Genomic DNA, 12,026 nt, shown 5'->3' on the forward strand with positions numbered 1-12,026 from the left:
AATAAGTCATCGCGGTGAGTTCCGAGGACCTGCCGTCTGACGGCCTTTGGCGCCGTCAGGCCGGCGGCGCCCGTCGCTTCGGCAGGGCCACCAGCGAGCCGGCAAGGATCAACGGTGCGGCGATCAGGAACGCCCAGTCCGGAACCTCGGCGAAGAAGAGGGCACCGGCGGCGGCGGCCCACAGGATCGAGAGATATTCGAACGGCGCGAGGGCCGCGGCCTCCGCATGGCGGAAGGACAGCGTCATCAGGATATGCGCGATCCCGCCGGCAAGGCCGGCGCCGAACAGCAGCAGCGCCTGTTGCACATCGGGCATGACCCAGCCGAACGGCAGGGTTGCCAGACCCGCCAAGGCCGAAACGACGGCAAACCAGAAGGCGATCGCGCCTGCCTTTTCACCGGCCAGGGTCAGGCGGCGGACCTGGATCAGCGCGCCGGCGGTAAGGAACGCCGTCGCCAACCCCAGCAGAAGGCCGAGAAGCGCACCATCGGCCAGGTTGCCAGAAAGAGCCGGCAGGCAGAAGGCGGCACCGCCGCAAAGGCCGAGAAGGATGCCGCCGATGCGTCGCGGGCCGAGACTTTCCCCCAGGAGCGCCCATCCGAGAAGCGCCAGCATCACCGGGGCCAGATAGGACAGAAAGCGTCGCTTCCGCGAGCGGGAGAAGGCTGATCGTGGCGAAAGCGGTGAACATGGCGCAGGCTCCCATGAGGGAGCGCGCGACATGGCCGAGCGGTCGGCGCGTGGCAAGCCCTTGCGGGAAGTCGCCGCTCCACCACAAGAACAGCGCCAAGGGCAGCAGGGCCACCGCGGAGCGGAAGAACACCATCTGCCCGAGCGGCACCGAACCGCTTAGGGCCTTGATGCAGACGCCCATCCCCGCGAAGGCCAATGTGGAGCCGATGCGCAGCCAGATGCCGAGGGTCTCATCGGCGATTTGAGGGCGAGACTCGTCGCGTGCGGCGCTCAATCGCTGCAAAACCGGATGTGCGGGCGGCCGGAGCCCGCAAGCTCGATCACCTCCGCCTCGATACGGAAGACGTTCTTGAGCAGAGCCTGGCTCAGAACGTCCGCCGGCGCGCCGCATTCGACCAGCGCGCCTTCCTGCATCACCGCGATCCGGTCGCAGAACATGGCGGCGAGGTTCAGATCGTGCAGGGCCACGATGCTGGTCAGGTCGAGCTCGCGCACCATGCGCAGGATCTCGATCTGATGGTGGATGTCGAGATGGTTGGTCGGCTCGTCGAGGAACATGACCGTGGGCGCTTGCGCCAGTGCCCGTGCGATATGGACCCGCTGGCGTTCGCCGCCGGAAAGCGTCTGCCAGGCCTGCGCGCGTCGCTGGTGCATGTCGACTCGCGACAGGGCAGCCGAAACGGCCGCCTCGTCGGCGGACGACCAGCCACCGAGGGCCGAGCGGTGCGGGGTGCGCCCCAGCCTGACCACGTCGCGGACGGACACGTTGGTATCGGTCGCGGCGTTCTGCTGCACGAAGGCGACCTGCCGCGCCAGGGTGCGGCGCGAGACCCCCGCAATGTCCCGGCCATTGATCTCCACCCGGCCCGAGCTCGGGCGCTTCAACCCGGCGAGAAGGCGCAGCAGCGAGGATTTGCCCGATCCGTTCGGACCGATCAGCCCGAGCGTCTCGCCCCGGCGCACGGACAGGGAGACGTCGCGCACGATGGTCTTGCGGCCGACGCCCCAGACGAGATTGCCCGCGACGATCGTCATGCCTGGGGCCGCGAGCGATAAAGGATGAGGGCGAAGAACGGCACGCCGACAAGCGCCGTGACGACGCCGATGGGCACCGTCTGCTGGGTGACGACGACGCGCGACGCGATGTCCGCCAGAACCATGAACACCGCCCCGACCGCCGCACAGGCCGGCAGCAGACGCAGATGCGTCGGTCCCACGACGTAACGGGCGGCATGCGGGACGACGAGGCCGACAAAGCCGATCGCGCCGACCATGCTGACGATCGTCGCCGTGATCATGGCGGTGACGGCGAACAACACCAGCCGGATGCGCGCCACCGGCACGCCGAGCGCCGCCGCATCCTCGTCGCCGAAGGTGAAGGCGTCGAGCGTGCGGGCCATCCACAGGCAGATGCCCAGACCCAGAACCACCACCACGATGAGAAGCTGGAAGTCGGGCCAGCGCACGCCGCCGAAGCTGCCGAGCAGCCAGAACATCACGTCGCGTGCCTGCTGGGCGTTGCCGGAAGTGGTGACGATGTAGGAGGTCAGCGCGTTGAAAAGCTGCGCGGCGGCGACGCCGGCGAGGATCGTATGGTTGGGTCCGCTCGTCGCACCGTTGGAAAGCACTGCGACGACGGCGAACGCAGCAAATGCGCCGGCGAAGGCGCCCATCGAAAGCGACAGGCCGCCCGCTCCGATGCCCAGGACGATCACGCAGACCGCCCCGGTAGAGGCGCCGGCGGAAACGCCAAGGACGAAGGGTTCGGCCAGCGGGTTGCGCAACAGCGCCTGAAGGATGGCGCCGCAAAGCGCGAGCCCGGCGCCGGCAAGTGCGGCCACCAGCGCCCGACTGAGGCGCAGGTCCCAGATGACGCTTTCCTGGATCTGCGGAATGTCGGCGTTGGTCAGGCCGAGACCATTGGTGATGGCAAGCACCACCGTGCCGAGCCCGATACTGTAGTCGCCGATGGCGGTCGCCAGAGCGACTGCGAAGGCAAGGGCGACGAGAAACAGCGCCAGGAACAGGACGAGCCCTCCGGCTCCCCGTTCCGCTTCTTCGGGTGTCGTCACGGCAGATCGAGGATCCGCAGTTGCTCAGCGACCTGCTCGGCGCCGTAGATCGTGCGGATGCTCGGATTCATCGCGGCGCCGCTCATGACGACGATCCGTCCGGCCTTGACCGCGTCCATCTGGCTCACGGTCGGGTCGGACGTCAGATAGGCGATCTTCGCGTCGGCGTCGTCGAGTTCCCAGCGGTTGCGGTCCACCTGCGTGGCCACGAAGACGGTGGGATTGGCGGCCATGATGCCTTCCCAGCCGAGCGTCGGCCATTCGGCCTCGGTCTTCACCGCGTTCGACCCGCCCAGAATGTCGGCGATATAGCCCGACGGCCCGTTGCCGCCGCCCAGATAGGCGTCGTCGGCGGGTGAGGGGCTGGAGAACCAGAACAGGAAGGTCAGATCCTCCCGGTCCTCGAACTCGGCACGCAGGGCGGCCTCGCGCGCCTTGAAGTCCTCGATGAGAGCCGCTCCGCGGTCCGCCACGTCGAAGATCCGCGCCAGGTCCTCGATCTCCCTGTAGAGCAGGTCCATGGTCCACAATTCGCCGCGACTGCCATAGGCGTCATTGGCGTCCAGCGTCGTGGAGCAGGCGCTGGGCGACAGATAGGTCGGAATCTTGAGGCTTTCTAAATCTTCGCGCTTGGCGACCTTGCTGTCCGGCCCCATCAGCGTCGTCAGCATCGAAGCGACGAAGTCGGGCTGTCTCGACAGGACGGCCTCTAGCGTCGGGAACTCGACGGTCAGAACCTCGACCTTGTCGTTGGCGGCCTGAAGTTCGGGCAGCACCTTGTTCGGCCAGAAGGCGGTAGCGGCCATCCGGTCCTGCAGCCCCAGCAGCAGCATCACCTCGGCGCTGTTCTGCCCGAGCGCGACGGCCCGCTCGGGTGCCTGCTCGAACGTGACCTCCTGCCCGCAATTCTCGATCGTCAGCGGATAGGTCGTCGGCTCGGCCTGCGCCGACGTGCAAAGCACTGCCGCTGCAAGACCACCGAGCGCGACCAGACTCCTGTTCAGCATGTTCATGTCCATTGTCCGCGAAGGAAAGCCCGATCTCCGTATTGCGGCGTGGCCCGGAAAACAAGAGTCGTGGTGTCAAGATAACGGCGGTCGCGCGAGCGGCCTGCGCCACGGCGGCGTGAGGAGCCCGGGCATGGGGCGTGTGGCTGGCCGGACCGGAAGCGGCTTCGTGACGGGCGGGATGCAGACGATCGACGGTGCCTTCCTCGCCCGACGCGATAAGGCGCGCGGGCCGTCTTCCCGAGCTTCCTCGACCGCCACGGTCCGACGACGCGGTTCCGATCCCGATTGCTTAGGCGCCGCAGGACACGGCGGCTGAGGTCAAGGCAGTCCGTCAGCTTCCGGGTTGGCGGGCAGCGAAAGCCGCCCGCCCGCTGCCGACGGACTGCATCCCGGATAAGGCGGCTTCACGCGATATGCGCGCCCTGGGCAGCAGTATAGATCGTGTAGATCGACTGGCTGGCAGTCAGCAGAAGCCGATTGCGGTGTTCGCCGACGAAGGCCAGATTGGCGCAGCCTTCCGGCGTCTTGATCTGCCCGATCTTGGTACCGTCGGGCGCGTAGACATGGACGCCGTCCTGACCTTCCCCGGCAAATCCGGTCGCTGCCCAGACATTCCCGTCGACATCGGCCCGCAGCCCGTCGTGGAACCCGTTCTCCAGGGTCGCGAACTCGCGTCTGCCGGTCAGCCGTCGGCCGTTGTCCTCCACCGTCCAGGCGATGATGCGGGAGGGCTCGGGATGATGCGTCGCAGCCGAATCCGCGACGTACAGGGTTCGGTAGTCTGGCGAGAAGCAGAGACCGTTCGGCTTGAAGATCTCGTCGGTCAGCCGGGTCACCGCCCCGCCCGAGGCGTCGATGTGATAGATGCTCGTCGGCAGCTCCAGTTCGCGGACATTGCCCTCGTAGTACCAGTGGCTGCCGTAGCCGGGATCGGTGAAGATGATGCCGCCGTCATCGGGATGAACGACCGCGTCGTTGGGCGCGTTCAGCTGTTTGCCTTCGAAGGTCTCGGCCAGCACCTCGGCCGGTCCCTGACGGCCATAGCGGACGACCCGCGCCGTCGAGTGCTCGCAGCTGATCTGCCGTCCCTCGAAATCGAACGTGTTGCCGTTGGAGTAGTTCGAGGCGTGCCGGAGCGGCGTCACGGTCCCCGTCACCTCGTCCCATCGCATCTGACGGTTGTTGGGAATGTCGCTGAAGACGGCGTAGCGACCGACGCCGTTCCATGCCGGGCCTTCGGCCCAGAACGCTCCGCTCCATTGGCGCTGGAGGGGCGTGTTGCCGATCATGTACTTGGAGAAGCGCGGATCGAGAACTTCCCAGGCATCGTCCGGATAACGGGACGGCTGTGTCCCGGGCGGCTCGGGCTGGGCTTTGGCAATCTTTGGAAAGGCGAGCGCGGCGCCTAATACCGCACCGCCAGCGAGAAGTGCACGTCGATCGATGTCCATGTCTTCCTCCCGTAAACCGGCCTGCCGATCTTGCGGCCGACGTTCTTTCTCCCTTTGATCGGCACAGGAAGACTAGGTTTAATGGAATGGCTTGGCCAGCCGATCGCGCGCCGTGCAGGCACCGGGGGCCCATGTTTGCGTCAGTCCGCGTGACCTCGTCACGGCGGTTGCGCGCTGACTGGAACGACGCCGCTCCAGTGGCCGCTCACCGCGCCTGCGCCGGGCCCGGTCTACCCGCCCGGTAACAGCACGCCGGAATGGAATCGTGGCAGGCAGCCGTTCCTGCAGGGGAGGCGGTCTGCTGCCGAAGCTTCCTCAGAAGGCGAAATCCTTGGCCCCTGAGGCCTGGGTTTTCATGTCGGCCAGCGGGATGACCAGAGAGCACACGAAGCCATCTGGCTCGTATCGGAGCTCGGCCTGTCCGCCGAGTTCCTTCTCGATGCTCAGGTGAAGGAGCCGTGAACCGAACCCCTTTCTGCTCGGGGGTTCAACCACGGGGCCGCCGTGTTCCGACCATTCGATCGCCAGGGTGGCGGCATCGGCCTGCACCGCCCACGCCACGCGCAGACAACCGGCCGGTGTGGAAAGCGCTCCATATTTCGCGGCATTGGTGGCAAGCTCATGGATGACCATGCCGAGCGCCAAAGCCTGCCGTGGGCCCAGCGGAGTAGCCGGCCCCTCGAGACGAAATTGTTCTTCCGAGTAGGGTCCGAGTTCATGCTGGAAGAGTTCGCGCAGGCACGCCACTTCCCAGCCTCCGCGGGTCAGGGCATTGTGGGTCTCGGAAAGCGCGACGAGGCGTCCCTCGAAGCTTCTGCGAAAGTCCTCGGGCGTCGCCGCGCGTCTGGCTGTCTGCGCAGCGATCGACTGGATGGTTGCCAGCGTATTCTTCACCCGATGGTTCAGCTCGTTGACCATCAGACGCTGGCGCCGCTCGCTTTCGGTCACGGCAGCGAAGGCTTCATGCCTGTCCGTGACATCGAGCACCACGCCGATCATGCGCCGCGGCCGTCCCCGCCCATCCTTGAGGACACGGCCCCTGACATTTACCCACCTTGCCTCATCCGCCAGTCGGTATTCGTCGTCATAATCCGATCCGGTGAGCAGGACGCTCTCGAACCCCTGATCCCGTTTCGCGCGCTCCTCGGTCGCGACGGAAGGGAGAAACTGATCGTGGGTTATCTCGTCATCCCGCTTCAGCCCGAATATCTCCTTGCCCCGCGCCGACACGTGGAGAGATTTCGAGCGAAGATCCAATTCCCAGTAGCCGACACCGCCGGCCTCCAGGGCCGAGAGAACGTTGTCGCGTTGGTCGTAGAGCGAAGCCATCAGCGCGAGCAGCAGGATCAGGAGCGTTCCGCCGGCGACCGATACTGCCAGCATGTATGGGGGACCGCCGAAGGTGTCCATCCGCACCTCCGCCGCAGGCGTCAGTTCCAGGGCGGCCATCGCGGTGTAGTGCATTCCGACGATCGCCGCGCCGAGCGTCAACGCCGCAATGAGCCGCCAGAAAAACGCCTGCTCCCGGCGGGTTGCAAGCAGAGCCGCGGTGGAAGCTGCGATCGCGATCGCCAGCGAGAGGACGACCAGACGGGCGTCATAGCCCATGGAAACGGCGGTGCGCAGCGCTGCCATGCCGACGTAATGCATCAGACAGATGCCCACGCCCATCGCGGCGCCGGCTAGCAGCACATGCGCAAGTCGAGCACCGTCGCGCGCTGCAAAGAAGAAGGCGCCTCCTGTTGCACCGATGGCGAGAAGCAGTGAGACCACGGTCAGGAATGGATCGTATCGCACGGCCGAGCCCGGATCGAAGCCCAGCATGGCGACGAAGTGCATCGACCAGATGCTGAGGCCCATGGCGACGGCCGCCGTTGCCACCCAAACGAGCCTTGCCTGCCCGTGGTTTGTCCTCACCCGCCGAAAGAGGTCGAGGGCTGTCCACGACCCGAAGACCGCGACCACCAGGGACAGGAGGACGAATGTCGGATCGTGGCTGGTATGCATCTCACCTCGCTTCGATAGCTGGCTGCAGGAGCATGCCTGCAGACAGAAGCGCAGACGCTGAGGCGGGCTAGCGTCTTCACCTTGAACTCCACCTGAACAGCATGAAGCAGTGATTCGCGAGCGCGTTCTCTTTTCGCGGCTGTGGCCGGATCGATTGCCGTCGCCTCTGGTGCCGCAAACCGAGCTCCCGCGATGCAACGCGGAGGGGACGCCCGAGGCCGCCAGCCTGCAAGCTTCTGAGAATTCATGCCCTGCGGCTGGTCCGATCAGTGCTCCTTCTGGTTTGCGAGGCGGTGAGGATGATGCTTTCCCTTCTGGCCTCTGCCGGCGCCGGCGCGATCCACACCGGCTCGCACCGGAACGTCCCGGCAAAGCCGCGCTCGCCGGCCTGGCTGATCCGCAGCGTCCGGCTGGCCGGTACACGCAGGAGCCAGCCGAGCGCGATCGAACGGTCGAGCAGTGCAGCGCCGAGCCTGCCGGCCAGATGCGCACGGCGCTCGCTCCAGTCGAGGCAGGTCCGGCAGAGCGGCCGCTTGCCGGCGTGGAGCGCGCCGAGATCGATGCCGAAGTCCGAGAGGAAGCGGCGGCCATCGTCGGAGACGACGCCATCATCGAGCTGGATGAAGCCCTGCCGCTGGAGCGCGTCGGCGATGGCGACGCCGAGCCGGCCCGCCAGATGGTCGTAGCAGGAGCGGGCGAGGCGCATTGCCGCGTCGCGGGGGCCGCGCACGCGAGGAACCGGTCCCTTGCCCGAGAGCGCCATCAGCCCCTCCAGCGCCTCGGCGACCTGCGGCGACGCGAGGCGGAAGTAGCGATGCCGGCCCTGCCGCTCGACGGCGAGGAGGCCGCCGTCCCGTAGCCTGGCGAGGTGGCCGCTGGCGGTCTGCGGCGTCACGCCGGCATGGGCGGCCAGTTCCCCGGCGGTCAGCGCCTCGCCGCCCATCAGCGCCGACAGCATGTTGGCGCGGGCGGGATCGCCCATCAGGAAGGCGTTTGCGGCAATGCTGCCGCCCGTCGGTGGATCGATCATGAAAGCCAGGATAGGCGGCGCGGCACGGCTTGTCAGGCGCCTATGCTTCGGCGAAGACCGTAGCATCGTAGGCCGGCGATCCTCTAGCTTTCGCCATCGTCGACGCTCCTCCTCGAGACCCGAAAGATCCGACATGGCGGACCATCCCCCGCGCCTTGCCATCAGCCTCGTCATGCTGCTCGCCCTGGCGACGCTCTGGGGCGCCTCCTACAGCTTCATCAAGATCGGCGTCGAGACCATCCCGCCGGTGACGCTGATCGCCGCGCGCACGCTGATCGCCGGCGGCCTGCTGCTGGTCATCCTGCGGATGCGCGGGCTTCGCCTGCCGACGGACGGGCGCAACACCAGGCGCTTCCTGATCCAGGCCTGCCTCAACTCGGTGCTGCCCTTCACCTTCGTCGCCTGGGGCGAGCAGCACGTGGACGCCGGCCTCGCGGTGATCCTCAACTCGCTGACGCCGGTCTTCGCCTTCCTCATCAACGCGCTGGTGACGCGCCACGAGGCGGTGACCGGCCCGAAGCTGTTCGGCGTCGTCGCCGGGCTCGCGGGCATCTGCCTCGTCGTCGGCCCGGCAGCGCTCGCCGGTTTCGGCACGATGCTGACGGCGCAACTCGCCATCGTTGTTGCGGCCGTCGCCTATGGGGCGGCGGTGACCTTCGGGCGGACCTTCCGTGATCTCGATCCGATGATGCCGGCGGCGGGATCCTTGATCTGGGGCGCCGCGATCCTGATCCCCGTCAGCCTCGTCGTCGACCAGCCCTGGACGCTGGCGCCGTCGCAGGAGTCGATGCTCGCACTGCTGGCGCTCTCGGTGTTCTCCACGGCACTCGCCTTCGTCATCTACTTCACGCTGCTCCAGCGCCTCGGGTCGGTCGGCACGACGGCGCAGGCCTATCTGCGCGTGCCGATCGGCGTCGGCATCGGCATCGTCTTCCTCGGCGAGGTGCCGCAGCCGAGTGCCTGGCTCGGCCTGGTCTTCGTCGTCGTCAGCGTGATCGCCATGACGCTGCCGGCGCGGAGGCGACTGCGCGCGGCGTGAGGGCTCCGGGAACAGCCTCGTCTCGGAGGGTTCGAGGTGCCCTGACGCGTGCCGGACGAGAACCTGCCGACCCTCCTTGCCGCGGCGAGCCTTCCGACTGTTGCGGCGAACCCGGCAAATGGCGGGACGCCGGGTGCGTGCCGTCGCCGCCGGGCATGCTAGGAGGGTTTTGCGCGGCGCCGGTCCCTTGCCTGGCATGATCGTCGCCGCCTGCTTCGGGGAAGGGGAGTATTGGATGGACGAGACCCTCAGCCAGGCGCTGCACTGGACGACGCGCGGCATCGAAATCGCCGGCATCCTGGTGATCGTCGTCGGCACCATCATCGCCACGGTCACCTTCCTGCGGCAAAAGCTGCGCGGCGACAGCGCCGGTTCGTTTCACGAATTTCGCGCCAGCCTTGGACGGTCTATCCTCCTGGGGCTGGAGTTCCTGGTCGCCGCGGACATCATCAACACTGTCGCCATCGAGCCGACATTGGAGAGCCTGGCCGTCCTCGCCGGCATCGTCCTGATCCGAACCTTCCTCAGCTTTGCCCTGGAGGTGGAGATCGACGGCCGCTGGCCCTGGCAGAAGAGCCAGTCGCACGGTCGCGAGAAGCGGTTGGAGCCGTCGCGGGAGGGACATCCGGACTGAATGGCGAAGCCGGCATCGCCTGGTGGCGGGCCAGCCGAGGGGCATCCGCTGTTCGTCGGAACGCGCCGAAAGAAACGGTCATGGCCTTGTCGGCGAGGGCCGTCCGGGTGCGACAGATCGTGACACCGCGCTCCCTGCCGCTCCGCTCGCCGCCATGCCGGCCTATATCGCTCCGATGCTGGCGGGGAGCGCTCATGCTCCCGCTGCTTCGAAGCCGGGCCGGCATTTGCGAGATTCGTCCGTGAAAGGCTTCTCGCTTCGGAAGCTTGCAGCGTCCTGAACGCAGGAGGAAGACTTGTCGTGACAGCCTCGCGTCGATGCCATGACCGCTTCTTCCCGGCCGGCATCGCCGACACCCGGCGGCCGTCGCCACCCTGTTGATGACGAAACCCCGCAACCTCATTCTCGTCCTCGGAGATCAGCTGACGCCGACGCTGACCAGCCTCGCTGCCGGTGACCCGGCGCAGGATCGCGTGCTGATGGCCGAGCTGCACGACGAGACGACCTATGTGCGGCACCACAAGAAGAAGATCGCCTTCCTGTTCTCGGCTATGCGGCACTTCGCCGAGGAGCTGCGCCGCGCCGGCTGGACGGTCGACTATGTGACCCTCGATGCACAAGGCAATCGCGGCAGCTTCACCGCGCAGGTCGCAGAGGCCGTGGCCGAGCTGAAGCCCGAGCGCATCCTCGTCACCGAAGCGGGCGAGTGGCGGGTGGCGCAGATGCTGGAAGGCTGGCGGACGACTTTTCCGGTCCCGGTCGAGATCCTGCCCGACGATCGCTTCCTCTGCTCCCCGACCGAATTCGGCGCATGGGCCTCGGGCCGCCAGCAGCTGCGCATGGAGTATTTCTATCGCGACATGCGGCGCCGGACCCGGCTCCTGATGGACGGCGACCAGCCGGCCGGTGGCCGATGGAACTTCGATGCAGAGAACCGCAAGCCTGCCGACATCGACCTCTTCATGCCGCAGCCGAAAACCTATCAGCCCGACGCCATCAGCCAGGACGTGCTGGCGCTGGTGGCAACGCGCTTCGGCAACCATTTCGGCGACCTGCTGCCCTTTCGCTACGCGGTCACCCGCGCCGACGCCGAGGCAGCCTTCGACGCCTTCGTGCGAGAGGCGCTGCCGAATTTCGGCGACTTCCAGGACGCCATGCTGACCGGTCAGCCCTTCCTCTATCATGCCGTCATCGCGCAATATCTGAATTGCGGGCTGCTCGATCCGCTCCGCATCTGCCGGAAGGTGGAGGAAGCCTATCGCTCCGGCACCGTGAAGCTGAACGCCGCGGAGGGCTTCATCCGCCAGATTATCGGCTGGCGCGAATATGTCCGCGGCATCTACTGGCTGAAGATGCCGGGCTACGAGCGCAGCAACCATTTCGGCCACACGCGGCCTCTGCCGGATTTCTACTGGACGGCCGTGACCGACATGGCCTGCGTCCGGGCAGCGGTGACGCAGACGAAGGAGCTGGCCTACGCCCATCACATCCAGCGCCTGATGGTCACCGGCAATTTCGCGCTGCTGGCCGGGGTCGATCCGCACGAACTGCACGAATGGTATCTGTGCGTCTACGCCGACGCCTATGAATGGGTGGAACTGCCCAACACGGTCGGCATGAGCCAGTTCGCCGATGGCGGCCTGCTCGCGTCCAAGCCCTATGCCGCGAGCGGCGCCTACATCAACCGCATGTCGGATTATTGCGGACATTGCCGCTACGACGTGAAGCAGCGGACAGGGCCCGATGCCTGCCCGTTCAACGCGCTCTACTGGGACTTCATCGCTCGGCACCGCGAGAAAATCCGGCACAATCCCCGCATGGCGCAGATGGTCCGCAGCTACGAGAAATTCGCGCCCGACGAGCAGCAGCGCATCGCCGAAAGCGCAGCGACCTTCCTGGCCAGCCTGTGACCGGCAAGCGCTTCACCAAATCGACCCTGCCGCAGAAGACCTGCGCCGCCTGCGGCCGGCCCTTTGCCTGGCGCCGGAAATGGGCCCACGACTGGGACGCGGTGAAGACCTGCTCCGAGCGCTGCAAGGGCGATCTGCGGCATCGAAACGCCGCAGCACGGACCGACGCGGACGCATGA

General features: G+C 66.8%; 11 protein-coding genes. 4 read left to right on the forward strand and 7 right to left on the reverse strand.

The features are described 5' to 3' along the window. Positions 1-55 precede the first annotated feature (55 nt). From GGR03_RS15485 to GGR03_RS15515, 7 genes are all read right to left on the reverse strand, one after another. Entirely contained in the window at positions 56-616 is a 561-nt protein-coding gene (locus tag GGR03_RS15485; RefSeq protein WP_183210098.1) for a DMT family transporter, read from the reverse strand. Positions 617-964: 348 nt separating this feature from the next. After that, positions 965-1,729, reverse strand: a complete 765-nt coding sequence (locus GGR03_RS15490) for an ABC transporter ATP-binding protein (RefSeq protein WP_183209630.1) — start codon at positions 1,727-1,729, stop codon at positions 965-967. After that, a complete protein-coding gene (locus GGR03_RS15495) occupies positions 1,726-2,721 on the reverse strand; it encodes a FecCD family ABC transporter permease (protein WP_210292177.1) in 996 nt (331 codons plus the stop codon). The genes GGR03_RS15490 and GGR03_RS15495 overlap by 4 nt, the downstream gene beginning before the upstream one ends. A gap of 41 nt (positions 2,722-2,762) precedes the next feature. Further along, positions 2,763-3,773 (reverse strand): ABC transporter substrate-binding protein, encoded by a 1,011-nt coding sequence (locus GGR03_RS15500; RefSeq protein ID WP_246368070.1) that lies wholly within the window; start codon positions 3,771-3,773, stop codon positions 2,763-2,765. A gap of 407 nt (positions 3,774-4,180) precedes the next feature. Next, complete coding sequence (locus GGR03_RS15505; protein WP_183209636.1) at positions 4,181-5,227, reverse strand: SMP-30/gluconolactonase/LRE family protein; 1,047 nt, start codon at positions 5,225-5,227, stop codon at positions 4,181-4,183. 315 nt (positions 5,228-5,542) lie between these two features. Further along, positions 5,543-7,087: an MHYT domain-containing protein gene (locus GGR03_RS15510; protein WP_183209639.1), complete on the reverse strand. Its 1,545-nt coding sequence runs from the start codon at positions 7,085-7,087 to the stop codon at positions 5,543-5,545. A 391-nt stretch (positions 7,088-7,478) separates the two neighbouring features. Next, positions 7,479-8,264 (reverse strand): ArsR/SmtB family transcription factor, encoded by a 786-nt coding sequence (locus tag GGR03_RS15515; RefSeq protein WP_183209641.1) that lies wholly within the window; start codon positions 8,262-8,264, stop codon positions 7,479-7,481. A gap of 133 nt (positions 8,265-8,397) precedes the next feature. Here GGR03_RS15515 and GGR03_RS15520 point away from each other — a divergent pair, with 133 nt between their 5' ends. The 4 genes from GGR03_RS15520 to GGR03_RS15535 all read left to right on the forward strand — a co-directional run bounded on the left by GGR03_RS15520 (position 8,398) and on the right by GGR03_RS15535 (position 12,026). Further along, a complete protein-coding gene (locus GGR03_RS15520) occupies positions 8,398-9,303 on the forward strand; it encodes a DMT family transporter (RefSeq protein WP_183209643.1) in 906 nt (301 codons plus the stop codon). Positions 9,304-9,538: 235 nt separating this feature from the next. Beyond that, the gene (locus GGR03_RS15525; protein ID WP_183209645.1) at positions 9,539-9,937 is read left to right on the forward strand and encodes a DUF1622 domain-containing protein; all 399 of its coding nucleotides are present in this window, start codon (positions 9,539-9,541) and stop codon (positions 9,935-9,937) included. Between the two features lie 380 nt (positions 9,938-10,317). Further along, positions 10,318-11,847 (forward strand): cryptochrome/photolyase family protein, encoded by a 1,530-nt coding sequence (locus GGR03_RS15530; protein WP_183209647.1) that lies wholly within the window; start codon positions 10,318-10,320, stop codon positions 11,845-11,847. After that, entirely contained in the window at positions 11,844-12,026 is a 183-nt protein-coding gene (locus GGR03_RS15535; protein ID WP_183209649.1) for a DUF2256 domain-containing protein, read from the forward strand. Before GGR03_RS15530 ends, GGR03_RS15535 begins: the two co-directional genes overlap by 4 nt.

Source organism: Aurantimonas endophytica, assembly GCF_014196845.1.
GTDB lineage: Bacteria > Pseudomonadota > Alphaproteobacteria > Rhizobiales > Rhizobiaceae > Aurantimonas > Aurantimonas endophytica.

Coding starts and splice junctions, on each gene's coding strand:
- GGR03_RS15485 (WP_183210098.1), bottom strand. CDS start 616: ATGCTGGCGCTTCTCGGATGGGCGCTCCTGGGGGAAAGTCTCGGCCCG.
- GGR03_RS15490 (WP_183209630.1), bottom strand. CDS start 1,729: ATGACGATCGTCGCGGGCAATCTCGTCTGGGGCGTCGGCCGCAAGACC.
- GGR03_RS15500 (WP_246368070.1), bottom strand. CDS start 3,773: ATGCTGAACAGGAGTCTGGTCGCGCTCGGTGGTCTTGCAGCGGCAGTG.
- GGR03_RS15505 (WP_183209636.1), bottom strand. CDS start 5,227: ATGGACATCGATCGACGTGCACTTCTCGCTGGCGGTGCGGTATTAGGC.
- GGR03_RS15510 (WP_183209639.1), bottom strand. CDS start 7,087: ATGGGCCTCAGCATCTGGTCGATGCACTTCGTCGCCATGCTGGGCTTC.
- GGR03_RS15515 (WP_183209641.1), bottom strand. CDS start 8,264: ATGATCGATCCACCGACGGGCGGCAGCATTGCCGCAAACGCCTTCCTG.
- GGR03_RS15520 (WP_183209643.1), top strand. CDS start 8,398: ATGGCGGACCATCCCCCGCGCCTTGCCATCAGCCTCGTCATGCTGCTC.
- GGR03_RS15525 (WP_183209645.1), top strand. CDS start 9,539: ATGGACGAGACCCTCAGCCAGGCGCTGCACTGGACGACGCGCGGCATC.
- GGR03_RS15530 (WP_183209647.1), top strand. CDS start 10,318: ATGACGAAACCCCGCAACCTCATTCTCGTCCTCGGAGATCAGCTGACG.